Genomic DNA, 15,099 nt, shown 5'->3' with positions numbered 1-15,099 from the left:
GGTTGTCGTCACCTTATTATGCATTGTAGTAATTATTTATTGAGCCAGGGTTCTTTGCCGAACCAGGGTGTTTCTACCTCGTCTAGTCTCCATCTTTGTTTTGTTACTGCCTCGGTTGGGTCTATGGTGATTCCACTTTTGTAGGCGAGTAGTCCTGTTAGTGCTATCATTCCTCCGTTGTCTCCTGCGTACTCTGGTGGTACTATGCCCAGTTTTGCGTTGAATTCATTGGCTATCCACTCCATTATTGACTTGAGTCTCCTACTCCTCGCCACGCCACCAGCCAGTAGCAGTTCCCTCTTGCCCGTCAGTGCGAGTCCTCTCTCGACCACTTCGCCGAGCATTGAGTACGCCGTTTCAACAAGGCTTAGGCAGATGTCGGGTAGTGTAATGCCTTTTCTAACGAGTCTTAGGGCCTCCTCGACTAGTCCGGAGAAGGATACGTCCTGTCCCTTCACGGTGTATGGCAGTGGTATGTACTTACTACCCTTCTCTGCGCATTCCTCCAGGTGTGGTACGCCTGGGTTTGGTAGTCCGACTCTTCTTGCGAAGTAGTCTAGGGCGTTGCCGACGGCTATGTCTATGGTTTCGCCGAAGACTCCGTAGGATTTCCCGGAGTGGGATATGACCATTGTGTGGCCTCCGGACACGAGTAGGACCAGTGGGTCCCTGAACTTTACGGACCATCTGGCTATTTCGACGTGGGCCACGCCGTGGTGTACGGGCACCAGTGGCTTGCTGAACTTAATGGCTATTGCCCTTGCCAGGGTTGCGCCGATCCTTAGGGCGGGGCCGAGTCCTGGGCCCATGGAGAAGGCTACGGCGTCAATGTCCCTTATTGCTATGCCCAGTTTCCCTAGGGCTTCCTTGAGTAGTCGTGGTCCTACCATTACGTGGTGGTCTGCGGCTGCCCTTGGGTGTATGCCCACTCCCTGTGGTGGTGTGTACGTGTCGTTGATATTGACCAGTATCCCGTCCTCGCTGGCTATGCCTATCCCGAAGGTGTGTGCCGTGGACTCTATGCCCAGTATTAGTGTCATTAGTAGACACCTTCGTATACGGATTCCACTATGTCGTCTAGTTCGCCGTCGCTTAGTTGGCCGTATTTCTCGAGTACGTAGTTTATTGTTGATTCCACGGTGTTCCCTATCCAGCCGCAGCCTGGGTCGTAGTCATTGTTCGCCAGTGTCAGGAAGTCTCCTATGTTCTTTATGACCCCGTTCCTTGTCAATTGTTCCACTGTCCCAATTAGGTCTGGGCTTGTTATTACTAGGTCTATTCTGTCCCAGTTAAGGGCCTGGAGGTCTCCGAATCTGTCCACCAGGAATACGATCTTTGCAAGTCTATCCAGGCTGGTCCTCCCGAGTTTCTTTAGGGTGCTTATTATTATGCATTCAATGAGTCCCATTAAACCCAGTGCCCTATGTCTTTGTACTAGGTAAATTAAACTTACTGCGTGTGTGCCCTGGCGTGAACAAGGCTTAAATAGGGCCTGGGATGTGCCTATTACCTCGATGGTTAGTCAGGATGTGCTTAGGGATTTACTGAAACCAGGTAATTCCGTGTTGATTGCCTGGGATGTGCATAGGGCCTTGTTTAACGGTATATTCAATAAGGATGAGTTCCAGAGGGCGTTGGGTACTGTGATTGAGGCTGCGAGGAGGGTTAGGGTGCCAATAATATTCACCAGGATAACCCCGTTCCCAAGCGGCTTTGAGCCCGTTACGGCAAAAATCATGCAATGGAGGGGTGGTTTCAGGCCTGAGGAGATGGATTTGATTGTTCAGCCCCAACCAAGTGACATTGTTATTAATAAGAATACTTGGTCGCTCTTTGTGGGGACTAACGTGGAGTTACTGCTTAGGAATTCGGGGAGGTACACGGTTGTGTTCACGGGTATTGCCACCGAGATTGGTGTGGAGACCAGTGCGAGGCATGCCTATGCCCTTGGTTTTGTGCCTGTCATTGTTTCAAATGCCGTGTCGTCATATGATAGGGAGGCTCATGAGAGGTCTCTGGCAAACATGAGGAGGTTCTTTCCCATACTCACCGCGGAGGAGTTGGCTAGGTATTGGTCGTGAGTTCCCACTTTTCCCTTGGTTTCAAATGGGGTTTCGCATTGTTTTATTGGCTGTTTACCATGGCAAAGATTTATAAGTCTTGGAATTGAAATAATTAACGTGAAACAGGAGGAAACCTACGGTGTTGTTCAAGGCAACGGGCAAGAACCCAGTGAGGCAAGGAGGCATTACTCACGCGGCATTGCCCTTCTAAAGCTTGGTCGCTTTGAGGAGGCCCTCCCCGAGTTAGAGAGGGCTTTGGAGCTTGACCCAGGTAATGAGAGGTATAGGCTTGCTAAGGTGGCGGCGTTAATTGGGCTTGAGAGATTTGAGGATGCCGAGAATGAGTTGAGATCCATGCCGCTGAGTAATCAACCGAGGTTGTCAATTGTTAATGCAAGGCCTGTTGATGATATTAATTTTAACAGTGTCACTAATCGTATTAGGCCCATTATTAATGAATTGAGCGCCCAATTAATGAGGGCTTTGCGAATTACCTGGGTCTTACTGGTTAGGGTTGGTGGCTTGTTGAGGGTGTTGCTTAATCGCCTTGTGGTTAGGGCTAGGGTTTTCCTGGGCTCGGTTAGGGATCGCTTGGTTAGGATTATTAATTGTGCGGAGGGTAACAAGGCCAGCACGTGTGGCAATGGTAATTAGTTACTCATTATTTATGCACTTATGGCTCGGTGTTATTACAGCGTAGTCTATGCCCAACCCACTCAGTATCTTGCCTAATTCCTTGCACCATTGCTGCGCGTCCGCTCTATAGGTGAAGATGTGTATGAGCCATACTTCCCTAATACCCAGTAGTCGTTTGTAGGTTAGTGCCTGTCCGATTCCATCGTATATCCTTGGATTGACCTTGATCTCAATCGCAATATCATTTCCGTACACATCAACCTCCACCCCATTGATTACTACCCTGGTCCTTGCGTTCATTAGTGTAGCTATGTAGTCCTGGAAACACGTCTCCCTTTGGCAAGTACTTACTGTGATCCTTCTTACTGCTTCAATTATGTCCACGTATGTACTTATTGAATTAAATTTTAAATAGTTCCCTCTATTTCTAATAAGAGGATTATGACTGTGGTTATCCCCATTATTTCCGCAGCCGGCGGCGTCGGCAAGACTACGTTATCCCTAATGCTCTCCTACGTACTACCACCTAATTACAGGGTCTTGCTTATCGACATGGATCCAACGGCAGGACTAACCCTTAGGATGCTTGGCGACCTAACCTATCAGAGGCTACTTAGTGAACGTAGGACGCTCATGGATATGATTAGGGATGATGAGCATGGTAATGTGGATATTAGGAATTACATAATTTATGGGAGGCAGGTCAAGAGTTATGATGATGAAATCAAACTGTATCCTCAATTCAACGAGGTCGCTGTTTTATCGCCCGGCGAGGGCTTCGACGAATTCTTTGCAGAGAATCAAAATATGGATGTTGGTAAGATGGTCTGGAAAGTACTTCATAGGGGTGGTATTGATGGCTTGTTTGATGTGGCCATTGTGGATACCGCGCCATTCTTTGACAAGAGGTACACATTAATTGCCCTGTATGGTGTTGGCAGGGCTGTTGTTGTGCTTAGACCGACGCTTACGGACACCAACAGGACCAACACTATGATTAACAAGATCGCGGGGCTCTTTAGGAAGATGGATGAGAGGATCCCAATCTTCACCCTGGTGTTTAATTTTGACCCGAATAAGTACGTAATAGAGGCGAAGACCCTTAGTGATGCGCTTAAGGTGCAACGTATTGACATTGAGGAGAATAGTGGGAGGCCTGTATCAATGAGTATTGCTGGGAGGGCCAGGAAGGTCGATGAAATGCTCAGGAGAAACCTTGAGACTTTAGTGAAACTCAACGACTCAATTATTGACTGCTTCAATTACGTGCTACCCCATAATGTTAGATTTGGTGATGAGTCATTTCCACAGGACAATCACGCGATTGCCGATAGGAGAATTAGTGATGATGACAGGGCAATGCTTCAATTCACGTTAAGCAACCTTATCAATAGGTTTGGTATTAAGTTGAACTTGGATTATGACATAGTTACAGAGTGATCACTGCCTTACCTATGTGTTGCCTCATCCAGCAGGTTGTTGAATTCCCCTATGAGGGTTTTTGCGTGGCCCCCTGTGTGTATCATTGAGGGTAGTAAATGCGCGGTGTGTTCCGTCATGTAGAGGATGCCCCTGGTCCTCATATACAAATGCATTAATTGGTATAGCCCCTCATTGATCCTCCCATCATAGGCCATCCTGGCGTTTAACGGCCTCTCCCTGGTGAAGTGAAGCCCAACCATACCACCAACGCCGGTCGTCCAGCAAAGCCTATCATGCGCCTCACAAGCCTTATCCAGCTCCTTCTTCACCAAGTCCCATAGGTTGTTGAATTCCTCATAAAGAGCCCTGTGTTGACTTAGGTAATTTATTAATGCGTAACCCGCGCTCAGTGTCACCCTATTCCCCGTGAATGTACCCCCGTGGAAACTCCTGGACCTGGAACTCGGCCTCTTAACCTGGTCAAGTAACTCCATGATCTCCGACCTAGAGGCAATGGCACCAGCGCCCGGGTAACCACCGCCAACTATTTTTCCAAGCGTTACCATGTCGGCCTTGACATTGAATAACTCCTGACCGCCGCCAAGGGCTAGCCTAAAGCCCGTAATGACCTCATCAAGTATGAGCAGGGCACCGTATCTATCCACCAATTCCCTAACGCCCCTTAGGTAACCTGGTTGCGGCTCTATGCAGCCGCCTGAGCCTAGTACTGGCTCCATAATGACTGCGGCCACGTCAAAGCTCCTTAGGGTCTTCTCAAGGGCGTTAAGATCATTGAATGGAACCACCAGTGTGTACTTAATGTGCTCCGCGGGCAGGCCAAGGCTCTCGGGCCCCTCAAACGGTGGGTTAACACCTACGTGTAGGCCGTCATAACCACCGTGCCAACCACCCTCCATCTTAATCACGTACCTACGCCCAGTGTATGCCCTAGCTAATCTAACGGCATACATATTAGCCTCAGTACCACTATTTGAGAACCTAACCATGTCCACATTAGGTACAACCCTCGTCAGTAGTTCCGCGTACTCCACCTCAATTGTGTTTGGGTAGCCTGGGTGGGTTCCTTCGTGGGATGCTTCATTGACTGCCTTGATCACGAAGTCCAGTGAGTGACCTAGGATGTGGGTTCCGTGACCCATCCAGTAATCAACGTACTCATTACCATCAACATCCCAAACACTGACGCCCTTGGCCCTAGTTATGTACACCGGGTATGGGGAGAAGTGCCTTATTTGGTATGTCGTTCCTCCTGGCAAAACCCTCCTAGCCCTCTCAAATAATTCCCTGGATCTTCCAGTTCTTCCCAGGTAAATCCTAGTGTACCTATCAATCAACTCCTGAACCCTATTGCCAAAATCATCCATTAATAGTTTATAGTGGTTTGGTTATTAAGTATTGTTTATGGAAACCTTGTGAGGAAACCGTGAACCCTAATTAGGTGTAGCAGTGCATCTGGGAACCTCGTGGTTTTATGACCACACCTGGCGCATACGAAGTACCTCCTCCTATGGAATGAATTTCTTGAGTAGGACTCAACCCTAACATTTAGCCACTGCCTGTACTCCTTTGTCCTAATAACATGATCATTGAAACCACTGAGGTGCTGCACGAAGCCCAGCTTTACCTGGTCAGTATGCGGAGTCACGTATAGCCTAAACTCCTTACCTGTGAAGGGGCACTTAATAACACCGCTTATGAAGAGTTCGTTACCACCCTTAGGCATGTAGACAACTAGGTCCACGTACTTACCCTTAATTACACCGCTTCTTCTGAGTCCTAGGACCTCCGCTTGCTCACTCGTCACGATTAACAACGTACTGAGTAGGGCTTTAAGCATTACTTTACGAAGGATCATGGTACTGCGCCATGGGTCCTCATTATACTCAGCAATTCATTCACGGCATTAATGACGCGTCCCCTAACATTAATGAGTAGGTCAGCCAGCCCCTCACCTAATTGATGAGGATCCCTTACCTGGGACAGTATTATTAGCGATGATGGGGACCTGATGTCCGTCTTAACAACCACGTCCTCGCCAGCCCTAACCCTAACTATACCCGTGGCCTTGCCCTCCGTGTAAGTGGTGACCTCGATTACACCGCCTTCGATGGGCTCAGCCACCAGGTTAAGTGTTATATTATTACCGCTATGCGTCACGTAAATCCTATCACTACCGGTGAGTCCCTTGCTCGTCCTGCCGAGCCCTATTGAATCCAGGATCCTCCTCCAACCATCACCAGTGAACCTAAGGTACTCATCATGGTTACTGAGCCTATTAATCAAGTACTGAATGGGATCCCCAGAACTGGTGTTCCTTATTTTAATGTCGACGCCAACTTCATGCCCAATATTAATTACCAACTCATCTAATTTATCAAGTAGGTCCCTGAAGTAACTCATATTACCACTGATTACCTGTTTGGCATCATCACTGCTAATCTCCATCAGCCTCTCCTCATAACTACCGTCAGGTCCAACGCCAATTATGAAAACATACTTACTGCTTATTGAAGCCCTTGCATTACTTAACACCCTATCTCCAATTCTCACTGGGCTCAGTGGTACGAGGAATTCCATTTTATTATTACATGTTTAATTAATTCTTATAAGTACTTGGGCATACCTAGGCCCTGTATGGGTGAGTTCAGTAATAAGGTGGTTCTGGTTACGGGTGGCAGTAGGGGCATTGGTAGGGCTATTGCCGAGGCGTTCTTGAGGGAGGGCGCCAGGGTGGCCGTAACCTACGCCAAGAGTGATGATAAGGCAAGGGAGCTCGAGAAAATGGGGATTCTGGCCATTAAATGCGATGTGTCGAGTAGGGATGAAGTTAGGAGAGCTGCGGAGATCGTGGGGGATAGGCTTGGTGACGTCAATATTCTCGTTAATAATGCCGGGGTTATGTACTTAATGCAGTTTGAATCGTATGATGAGGGGTTGTTTAATAGGATGATTGATATCAACGTTAAGGGAATAATCTACACTGCCCTTGAGTTCCTGCCTCAGTTGAGGAGGACTAGGGGCGTCGTAATCAACATAGCCTCAAACGCGGGTATAGGAACGGCTTGGGAGGGCACTACATACTATGCTATAACTAAGGCTGCTGTGATAATACTCACGAAGCGCATGGCATTTGATCTTGGGAGGTATGGTATTAGGGTTAATGCGGTTGCGCCTGGTTGGATTGAGACCGACATGACCACCGCCAATAGGGCTCCCGAGGAAGTTGAGAAGACGAAGGCGCTGGTCAGGTCAAGGACGATGCTAAGCACCACTGGTGTGCCTGAGGACATCGCCAACGTGGTGCTCTTCCTGGCCAGCGATAGGGCTAGGTACGTTACGGGACAGACCGTGGTGGCTGATGGCGGTAGGATTGATTACCTGACCCACGGTGTTTAATGCAATACAAGAAAAACTTATACCCTTACCGACCACTTAAAAATCAATGGTTGTTCTCTCATTTAGTGAGTACTACGTATTAACTGTACTGGTGCTGGCTGTGGTGTTACTGCTGAGCCGTGTTGTTAGGTATGACGTGGTGGGCGTGCTCCTCATGGTATTGCTCATAATCGGCGGTGTGATAAGCGCTGAGAAGGCCCTGTCATTTATTGGTTCCACAACCGTTGTCGTGCTTGGTAGTATAATGGTGATTAGCAAGGCCCTTGAGGAGTCGGGTTTCCTTGATCGGTTAGCTGGGGAGTTGGATAGGGTGTTTAGGAATGAGTACGTGTTCCTGGTATTCGTGATATTAATAGTGTCGTTGTTGTCGGGGTTCATGAGTGACGTGGCCCTGGTCTCCATATTCATACCATTCATGTACGCGGTGTCGAGGAACCACAACAAGAAATTATCCAAGTACCTACTCCCGCTCTCCTATGCGGCTATTGTTGGCGGTAGGTATACAATATTTGGTACCAGTACGAATTTGATAATTGACCAGCTTTGGTACGAGAGGCTTGGTAGGTATTTGTCAATATTTCAGTTCCTAAACATAGGCCTGGTAATAGTTTTCGCAAGCATACCAGCACTACTACTCATATACTTACTACTACCAAATAGGGAAAGCGTGGTTGCCAGCGTTGATGACCTGAAGATTGGTGAGTACGTGGTTGAGGCCCAGGTAAATGAGGATTGCGAGTTGGTGGGGAAGACCAAGCGTGAGGTTGAGAGGGAGTATGGAGTTAAGATAAGGTCAGTATTACCAAGGAGGTTATCCAGGGCTGGTAGGGTTCATGGTGGAACCACGTTGATAATGGAGGTCCCCGTGGACAAACTACCAATAATCTCATCAATAAAGGGATTAGCCCTGGCGCCCCAGTCAGAGCAGGTTGAGGGTAAGGAGGTTGTTGAGGCATTAATAACCAGTTCATCGCCTTTAATTAATTACACGATATCCGACATAGACGTTCTGAATAAGTATGGAGTTAAGATAGTTGGTATTTCCACAGGGAGTAGGAGGATATATGGCAGGATATCCCACGTAATGCTTAGGCCCGGTGATGCACTACTCCTCATGGGTGATGAGGAGAGTATTGCCAAGTTCATGGGTGATTACGGATTGGTGCCGCTCAGGACTAGGGGTGCCAAGCTCTTTGATGTTAGGAAGGGCGCCTTATCCGTTGCGGCCCTAGTCGGGGCCACGATTGCCTCGTTATTCGGCGTGGACATTGCCCTGGCCTTCCTCACCGGCGTTGTCGTTTTGATGCTTAGCGGTGCAGTTAATTATAGGAGGATTTACCAATACATTGATTGGTCTGTACTAATATTCATAGCGTCCTTCCTAACCCTGGGCTACGCAATGAGCAGTAGCGGCTTATCAATGGTAATAGCCGATGTACTTCCCAAGTCCCTAATCATACTATTCCTAATAACCGCGCTCATAGCCAACTTCGTAAACAACGTGAGTGCCGCATCAATAATGACTCCAATAGCCCTCACATACCCAAACCCGTTACTAGCAGTGACGGTGGTCGCCATGGCCTCCACAACCACATTCCTAACGCCCTTCAGCCACCCGGCAAACCTACTCGTCTATAACCCAGGGAATTATAAACCCAGGGATTACCTAACAATGGGTACAATACTACTAATCACTATTTTACTAATCACCGCCTTATTCACTCACGTGATTCAGATTTAAGCAGCAGTATGCAATGCTTTACAGGCCAATGGGTTAGGAACTATCGTTAGAGGAGTGGCTTGGGGATTACGGCGCGTTCACGTATACGGAGAGGAGGTTGCAATTAACGGGGAGAATGGTTGACTTACTGGGTGACGCAAGGCCTGATTGGTGGGTATTCACCGAATTGGCTAGGAGACTTGGTTATGACGGTAGTTAGGGATTTAATGCCCATATCGTGGGTTTAAAGCTTTAATAAATTAATTTCTAAATGCGTTGATTAAGTGGTAATATGTATCGCCTAATTTATGTAATTGATGCATCGGTTAGGTTCTTCATTAGGGATATTAATTCATTTAGGTTGTTGATAGTGAATGCTGCAATACCCATGGCCATATTAACAACGTATGAGTTACTAATGAATATTCTTAATACATACGTAGGGTCGTTGATTGCCACGGCAACCCCATATTTAAGATCCATAGTAATTAATGCCATTAGTTTCATAAACTCCATAACGTACTTAATAATTACCTCATTAACCATAGTCTTCATCGTGACGTCAATATTCATGGTTAATGGCCTAATAAGGAGCTTGAAGGATGATCTTAAGGCCATAATTAGCATCTTTAGGTCGAGCCTAAGCGCCACTACGTATATCGCGCTATTAATGTTCCTTATCTCCATATACTCATTTGCATTGGGGGTCTCCGTGGCGGTGGCCCTTGTATTGGTGCTTATGAAGGTTTTGACGACACTGAATTTGATACCAATTGCTAATTACGGCATTGACATAACAAGCGCATTGCCGGTGGTAATTCCCCTGGCCTGCGTTGCATGCGTTACATACATTGGAGAGGGAATTGTATGGGTGCGTAGGTATGCCTCTCTACCCTAGGGGCTTGGCCGTAACTGTGCTATCTATCTACCTCGTAGCCCTGGCGCTGGGCTTGGTTATATCCACGATGTTAGCCATGTATTACCTACCGCAACTATTCCTCCTTAATATTGGCAATGCTACGATTAAGAAGGGTGAGTCAATATCCATATTCACGAGTTGGGTACCAATAAACCTGGCCTACTCCCTCAGGGACATGGGCGTGACAGCCGTGCCGGAGGTCATAGTACCGTCGATTGTGAATGAAACCCCAGCAATCATTAGGGGTATTGAACCAGGTTGTATTGGTTATTACAGCATAAACGCTACGCAGCCTGACTTGGGCCGGGGTGCGTTGGTTGGTTATAAATTAGCTGAGGAGCTACATGTTAAGGTTGGCGATGAGCTAATTATAACCTCTTTCAAGGGCATCACGGATAATCTAACGGTTACCGGGATCATAACCTCATCTAGATATCCACAACTCAATTATGAGGTTATCTTAAACATAACCATGGCGCAGCGCCTGGATTCATTACCATCACCCATAGTTAATGCAATATACATCAACGCGAGTTATGAATTAATAAGTAGGGTGAATCAGGTCTATGAATTGAGGATAATCACAAACATGAGCAATGATTACCTGGCGGTATTGGATTCCATGAATCACACGGTGTTTAACGGGCCACTTACCAACACTACGCTGGCATTACCGTTCGGCGTGTACTACGTGATTGCATATAATGAGTCGGCAATCACCTGGTTCCTCCCAGTAATACTAAGTGGTAATGACACCATTAGGGTGGTGGGTGTTTCAATACCGAGGGTCATCAACACGACATATGCAATACCGAGTGAGTGGGTTACTGTGGAGTGGCCCAATGGTTCGTTAGTAAGTAATTATTACTTATTGATTTATTACATGAATGGTTCATTGGCCTACTCAACAGTGGGGGGCGGTGCCACCCCAATTTCGTTGTTAGGTAATACGTATAGGATTGTTATTATCATGAGTTCGGTATACTACACCGTGAGTAAATACATAGGGCCTGGGCTAAACGTGACCGTGGTGCTGACGCCCTATTCCGTGGTAATGAGCGAGTTAATGACGCATGCATATAATTACTTCACGAAGGTAACGCCGCTAACCCCCAATTCTGGGTCTGAGGCATTAATTAATGCCCTGAAGATAGGCATTGGTACATTCATTGGGATCATCATTAGTCTCCTGGTCATAGTATCCATCGGTGTAGTGGGGATCAGCGAATACTCAATTAATGTTAACAGGGAATTAATCACATACTTGAGATTGAACAGGGCTGACGGTTTAAACATGGCATTACTGGTTGACCTACCGATCATAGTCACGTATATAATTTCCACGGCGCTTGGGTTCCTAACGGCCAACTACCTGTGGCCGCTCATGACTAGGTTCATGAAATTAGGGATCATGAATCAACCAATTTACCTAATTGCCGTGAGTAATCACTACCCATATACCGTCGCCCTCATCACCACCCTCCTGCTACTAATAATAATGCATTTAGTGATTAGGTCTAGGGTGATCGATGTTGATTAATTTCGGTATTAGCGTGATCAATGTATCGAAGTCCCTCGGCAATTACGCAGTATTAAGGAACGTCAGCATTAACACGCCGCCAAACTCAATAACATGCATAGCTGGGCCGAGCGGTAGTGGTAAGTCGACACTACTGAGGATAATAGCCGGCTACCTAAGGCCTGACTCGGGCAGGGTCTTAATAAACGGCGTCGACATTTACGCAGACTCGAGGGCCCGTGAAGTTGTTAACCTAGTCTCCTACGTGCCCCAGGACGACCTACTGGTGAGTGGTTTGACGATTAGGGAGAACCTTAGGCTGGCCCTTAGAGTTCAGGGACTTGGTAATAGGGTTATTGAGGAGAGGATTAGGTGGGTCAGTGGGTTGATTGGGATTGGGCATGTTCTTGATAAGAGGCCTGGGCAGGTGAGTGGTGGTGAGAGGAGGAGGGCCTCGATAGCGGTAGCCCTAGCCAGGGATCATGAGTTCCTCATTATGGATGAACCAACGAATAGCCTCGACAGGGCCAACGTAGAGTTGTTAATTAGGATACTTAGGGAGGAGGCTGGGTTGGGTAGGGTTGTGCTTGTGGCGACCCACGACCAGTACCTGATTAGGAATTCGGATAGGCTTTATATGATTAGGGCTGGTGAATTAACGACTGAGCCTTAGGGCTTTGTCCAAAGCCATAGGGTCCTGCTCGAGTATACCAGGTCATCACCCGCCAGGGTGTTGAGTAGGTAGTTCCTGGGTATGTTAACCATGCCATAGCCCGAGCCGTAGAGGAAGCCAATCCTTAGGTTCCTTTGGGTGAGCATGAGTAAACCCGGTGGTGCCTCACCATGGAGCAGGTGGGTGGTTGGGTCTGAGGAGTTAATCCCTGTCATGAACATTATCATTGACTCATAGCTGATTGGTGAGTAGAGTGTGGAGTTTCTCGGTATTAGGGAATTTACGGCATTTAATTCTTTGTAATCAATCATTCTGTAGACGGTGAGGGTTGATGAAGTTGGCAGTGAGTACGTGTATAGGGTTAGTACGGCGAACATGGGTAATGAAATTACCATGGCCGCCGTGAGTACGTAGATAATGACCTTAAGGGGTAATCTGCGTCTCGTGGTCCAGGTAATCACCAGTGCCGTTGGTATTAGTAGGAAGGGCATAACGAAGTCCAGGGACTTGGAGAGGAAGAGCAGTTCCAGTGGGTTGTTGCCCATGAGTAGGACGTAGAGTAGTATGGCGAGCGATATTATCGTGGTAATGGTAATTACGGGCCTCTCAAGTCCGTAAAGGGCTAGGTAGAGTACGGCCATGAGGATTGGTAGTATGTAAGGTATCGATGATAGGACCACAGCCCTGTTAAATCCCTCCAATATGTAGGGTTGGAGCCTGCCGATTGAGAACATGGCTATTAATGCGAGGGCAATCATCGACAGTGTGGTGTAGATCGCTATTCGCGACCCCCTGCGCATTGTTACGTAGTCAATTAGGAGGAGGGCTATGAGGATTGGCGTTGAGATTAGGCCTGGCGTTACGAAGCCCGTGACGCTGAATGTCCTCAAGTAGTCCATGTACCAGTAATAGGTGAGTAGGCCCAGGGCTATTACAGTGATTAATACGTAAAGTCCACGCCTGGCATCCTCACCACTCAGGTAGTTACTTACTAATACTGTTATTGAGATTATGAAGGTGTAGGCCAGCGCCATTAATAGCGTGAAGTGATGGGCGAAGAGTATGGCCACGAAGGCCAGGACCATAACCACCAGGTTCTGCCTGAAGTGCTTCCTATCCGTTAATGCCATGTACGTGGCCAGTAGGTAGGCGTAGAATGGGTATTGGGCAGCCGTCTCCTTCATTACCGATGAATCAACGAGGAGTTTAACGCTTAATACCGCGAATAGTAAGCCCGTGATTAGGGTCACGGAGTTACTCCTCGTTAATCTCATCACGAATAATACGAAGGGTATTATGGATAGTGACGCTAGGAGGCTCACTACATAAAACGACTGTAGAGGGCTCAAACCAAGCACAGACTGTGATAGGGCGAGTAGTAGGTTTACCGTGGGCCACTGGTAGTTGTAGCTTACCATTGATGGGTTTGGTGATGGACCGAAGAGATAACCCGTCCTCAGCAGGGTTTCCGAGTGGGCTATGTGGACCCAGGAGTCGGGTATGTACGGTAGACCATTGATCACGTAATTGAGCATCACCAATGATGCGAGTATTGCGAGCGGCGCAATTATGGGCGCAACCCTAGTCACTTCTCTATCTTCCTCCATACCAACTCCTTATTCCACAGGTTCCTAATGGCGGCCGCCACGAGTATTACCTGGGTCATTACCCAGGTCCTGAATATCTTAATGACCAGTAGGGCGGCTCCAATCAGTAGTAGTGCAATGGGTATTAAGGCGCCGTGTATTGCAGATATGATTATCAATACAAGTCCTACTACGAAAAGCCAGGGATTGACCAGGTGTAGGTATGATTCATAGAGCATTATTTGCCTGTAATCCCTGGGTAGGTCCCTACCATCAATTAACACGTACCTCAGGAACCTTAGGAAGTGCTGGATTAAATGCTGGGCCCTCCTGATCCTCCACGTCCAGTAGCCCTTACTCGGCACATACTCAATGCACTTAACATCCTCGGGGATAATAGCCCTATAACCCATCATTGATATTAAGCCGGCCGTGTGACTATCATCGGCGCCAAGATCCGTGGGAAAACCACCAATTTTCTCAAGTAAATCCCTCTTAAACGCAGCCAATTCTCCATGGAATATGGCTGATGAGAACTTCCTACTCTCGGCAATCCTAAGCAAGCCGTAGTAATTCCTATACTCAGTCTCAACGTCCTTGTTAGTCCTCGGTACTTTATTGCAGGAAACAGCACCAACGCAATCATTCACAAGCCAGGTAACGGCATTCCTAAGGGAGTCCCTTAACCAGGTTGAGTCAGCGTCAGTAATCACTATAATGTCGCCCTTGGCGTTCCTCAATGCCGTGTTTAGGGCGTGGGCCTTGCCCATTCGAACACCCTCCTCAATAACCCTAACGTTAATGTCCCCATGACCTTTAACCCACTCACGAATTAAATCCATTGTTCCGTCAGTACTCCCTGAGTCAACAATAATGACCTCAAACCTATCCCTCGGGTAGTCCTGCAGGTAGATATTACTCAATTTCTGAGTTATTACCTTAGCCTCATTATACGTTGGTATTATTATTGACACAAATGGCGGTTCGGTGGTAAGCCCATCCCTACTGCCTGTTTTGCTACTAAGCCTTAGCCAGCCCCTCGCAATTACGTAGTAAATACTTGGCGTTATGAAATGCATTACTATAAGCGCGATGCTTAATCCCTCGAGCATCATCAGTAATCTCACCATGTTCATTCACCATC

Annotated in this window: 16 protein-coding genes and 1 pseudogene; 9 read left to right on the top strand and 8 right to left on the bottom strand. The window is 47.4% G+C overall.

The annotated features are described in order from the left end of the window. Positions 1-32: 32 nt before the first annotated feature. Positions 33-1,040, bottom strand: a complete 1,008-nt coding sequence (gene kae1 / locus Vsou_RS09130; RefSeq protein WP_188603894.1) for a KEOPS complex N(6)-L-threonylcarbamoyladenine synthase Kae1 — start codon at positions 1,038-1,040, stop codon at positions 33-35. Continuing rightward, on the bottom strand, positions 1,040-1,408 hold the full coding sequence (locus Vsou_RS09125) for a hypothetical protein (RefSeq protein WP_188603895.1): 369 nt from the start codon (positions 1,406-1,408) through the stop codon (positions 1,040-1,042). Before Vsou_RS09125 ends, kae1 begins: the two co-directional genes overlap by 1 nt. Before the next feature lie 106 nt (positions 1,409-1,514). Between Vsou_RS09125 and Vsou_RS09120 the strand changes: the two genes are divergently transcribed. Both Vsou_RS09120 and Vsou_RS09115 read left to right on the top strand, forming a co-directional pair. Then, the gene (locus Vsou_RS09120) at positions 1,515-2,081 is read left to right on the top strand and encodes a cysteine hydrolase family protein (protein ID WP_188603896.1); all 567 of its coding nucleotides are present in this window, start codon (positions 1,515-1,517) and stop codon (positions 2,079-2,081) included. A 99-nt stretch (positions 2,082-2,180) separates the two neighbouring features. Further along, entirely contained in the window at positions 2,181-2,717 is a 537-nt protein-coding gene (locus tag Vsou_RS09115; protein ID WP_188603897.1) for a tetratricopeptide repeat protein, read from the top strand. Here the strand turns inward: Vsou_RS09115 and Vsou_RS09110 are convergent, their stop codons facing one another. Then, on the bottom strand, positions 2,718-3,083 hold the full coding sequence (locus tag Vsou_RS09110; protein ID WP_188603898.1) for a hypothetical protein: 366 nt from the start codon (positions 3,081-3,083) through the stop codon (positions 2,718-2,720). A gap of 57 nt (positions 3,084-3,140) precedes the next feature. Between Vsou_RS09110 and Vsou_RS09105 the strand changes: the two genes are divergently transcribed. Further along, positions 3,141-4,139: a ParA family protein gene (locus tag Vsou_RS09105; RefSeq protein ID WP_188603899.1), complete on the top strand. Its 999-nt coding sequence runs from the start codon at positions 3,141-3,143 to the stop codon at positions 4,137-4,139. 8 nt (positions 4,140-4,147) lie between these two features. Here the strand turns inward: Vsou_RS09105 and Vsou_RS09100 are convergent, their stop codons facing one another. Genes Vsou_RS09100 through Vsou_RS09090 form a run of 3 tightly spaced genes read right to left on the bottom strand, consistent with a single transcriptional unit; the run spans position 4,148 to position 6,719 of the window. Next, on the bottom strand, positions 4,148-5,506 hold the full coding sequence (locus Vsou_RS09100) for an aspartate aminotransferase family protein (protein WP_188603900.1): 1,359 nt from the start codon (positions 5,504-5,506) through the stop codon (positions 4,148-4,150). Between the two features lie 35 nt (positions 5,507-5,541). Beyond that, a complete protein-coding gene (locus Vsou_RS09095) occupies positions 5,542-5,997 on the bottom strand; it encodes a hypothetical protein (RefSeq protein ID WP_229709920.1) in 456 nt (151 codons plus the stop codon). Next, positions 5,994-6,719, bottom strand: coding sequence for a hypothetical protein (locus Vsou_RS09090; RefSeq protein WP_188603901.1), 726 nt, complete (start codon positions 6,717-6,719; stop codon positions 5,994-5,996). Before Vsou_RS09090 ends, Vsou_RS09095 begins: the two co-directional genes overlap by 4 nt. Before the next feature lie 57 nt (positions 6,720-6,776). Here Vsou_RS09090 and Vsou_RS09085 point away from each other — a divergent pair, with 57 nt between their 5' ends. The 6 genes and pseudogenes from Vsou_RS09085 (at position 6,777) to Vsou_RS09060 (ending at position 12,369) form a co-directional block, all read left to right on the top strand. After that, positions 6,777-7,538 carry a glucose 1-dehydrogenase gene (locus Vsou_RS09085; protein WP_188603902.1) on the top strand — a complete coding sequence of 254 codons (762 nt, stop codon included), beginning with the start codon at positions 6,777-6,779 and terminating at the stop codon, positions 7,536-7,538. Between the two features lie 46 nt (positions 7,539-7,584). Beyond that, positions 7,585-9,279, top strand: a complete 1,695-nt coding sequence (locus Vsou_RS09080; RefSeq protein ID WP_188603903.1) for an SLC13 family permease — start codon at positions 7,585-7,587, stop codon at positions 9,277-9,279. Between the two features lie 76 nt (positions 9,280-9,355). Then, positions 9,356-9,478 (top strand): annotated as a pseudogene (locus Vsou_RS09075) (molybdopterin-dependent oxidoreductase); the annotation flags it as partial. A 72-nt stretch (positions 9,479-9,550) separates the two neighbouring features. Beyond that, positions 9,551-10,156, top strand: coding sequence for a hypothetical protein (locus tag Vsou_RS09070; protein ID WP_188603905.1), 606 nt, complete (start codon positions 9,551-9,553; stop codon positions 10,154-10,156). Next, entirely contained in the window at positions 10,140-11,717 is a 1,578-nt protein-coding gene (locus Vsou_RS09065) for an ABC transporter permease family protein (protein WP_188603906.1), read from the top strand. The genes Vsou_RS09070 and Vsou_RS09065 overlap by 17 nt, the downstream gene beginning before the upstream one ends. Next, entirely contained in the window at positions 11,707-12,369 is a 663-nt protein-coding gene (locus Vsou_RS09060; protein WP_229709921.1) for an ATP-binding cassette domain-containing protein, read from the top strand. The genes Vsou_RS09065 and Vsou_RS09060 overlap by 11 nt, the downstream gene beginning before the upstream one ends. On the opposite strand, the gene Vsou_RS09055 is transcribed toward Vsou_RS09060, so the two are convergent. Together Vsou_RS09055 and Vsou_RS09050 are read right to left on the bottom strand one after the other, a co-directional pair. Continuing rightward, positions 12,366-13,976, bottom strand: coding sequence for a hypothetical protein (locus Vsou_RS09055; protein ID WP_188603907.1), 1,611 nt, complete (start codon positions 13,974-13,976; stop codon positions 12,366-12,368). The two genes, Vsou_RS09060 and Vsou_RS09055, sit on opposite strands and share 4 nt — an antisense overlap. After that, entirely contained in the window at positions 13,955-15,085 is a 1,131-nt protein-coding gene (locus Vsou_RS09050; RefSeq protein ID WP_188603908.1) for a glycosyltransferase, read from the bottom strand. The genes Vsou_RS09055 and Vsou_RS09050 overlap by 22 nt, the downstream gene beginning before the upstream one ends. Positions 15,086-15,099: the final 14 nt, after the last annotated feature.

Source organism: Vulcanisaeta souniana JCM 11219 (assembly GCF_026000775.1).
GTDB classification, from domain to species: Archaea; Thermoproteota; Thermoprotei; order Thermoproteales; family Thermocladiaceae; genus Vulcanisaeta; species Vulcanisaeta souniana.
The sequence above is the reverse complement of the archived record's forward strand: the minus strand, read 5'-3'. Positions and strand labels throughout refer to the sequence as shown.

What these genes read in the sequence shown, in the direction of transcription:
- kae1 (WP_188603894.1), bottom strand. Translation starts at nt 1,040, where the DNA reads ATGACACTAATACTGGGCATAGAGTCCACGGCACACACCTTCGGGATA.
- Vsou_RS09125 (WP_188603895.1), bottom strand. Translation starts at nt 1,408, where the DNA reads ATGGGACTCATTGAATGCATAATAATAAGCACCCTAAAGAAACTCGGG.
- Vsou_RS09120 (WP_188603896.1), top strand. Translation starts at nt 1,515, where the DNA reads ATGGTTAGTCAGGATGTGCTTAGGGATTTACTGAAACCAGGTAATTCC.
- Vsou_RS09105 (WP_188603899.1), top strand. Translation starts at nt 3,141, where the DNA reads ATGACTGTGGTTATCCCCATTATTTCCGCAGCCGGCGGCGTCGGCAAG.
- Vsou_RS09100 (WP_188603900.1), bottom strand. Translation starts at nt 5,506, where the DNA reads ATGGATGATTTTGGCAATAGGGTTCAGGAGTTGATTGATAGGTACACT.
- Vsou_RS09095 (WP_229709920.1), bottom strand. Translation starts at nt 5,997, where the DNA reads ATGATCCTTCGTAAAGTAATGCTTAAAGCCCTACTCAGTACGTTGTTA.
- Vsou_RS09090 (WP_188603901.1), bottom strand. Translation starts at nt 6,719, where the DNA reads ATGGAATTCCTCGTACCACTGAGCCCAGTGAGAATTGGAGATAGGGTG.
- Vsou_RS09085 (WP_188603902.1), top strand. Translation starts at nt 6,777, where the DNA reads ATGGGTGAGTTCAGTAATAAGGTGGTTCTGGTTACGGGTGGCAGTAGG.
- Vsou_RS09080 (WP_188603903.1), top strand. Translation starts at nt 7,585, where the DNA reads ATGGTTGTTCTCTCATTTAGTGAGTACTACGTATTAACTGTACTGGTG.
- Vsou_RS09070 (WP_188603905.1), top strand. Translation starts at nt 9,551, where the DNA reads ATGTATCGCCTAATTTATGTAATTGATGCATCGGTTAGGTTCTTCATT.
- Vsou_RS09065 (WP_188603906.1), top strand. Translation starts at nt 10,140, where the DNA reads ATGCCTCTCTACCCTAGGGGCTTGGCCGTAACTGTGCTATCTATCTAC.
- Vsou_RS09060 (WP_229709921.1), top strand. Translation starts at nt 11,707, where the DNA reads ATGTTGATTAATTTCGGTATTAGCGTGATCAATGTATCGAAGTCCCTC.
- Vsou_RS09055 (WP_188603907.1), bottom strand. Translation starts at nt 13,976, where the DNA reads ATGGAGGAAGATAGAGAAGTGACTAGGGTTGCGCCCATAATTGCGCCG.
- Vsou_RS09050 (WP_188603908.1), bottom strand. Translation starts at nt 15,085, where the DNA reads ATGGTGAGATTACTGATGATGCTCGAGGGATTAAGCATCGCGCTTATA.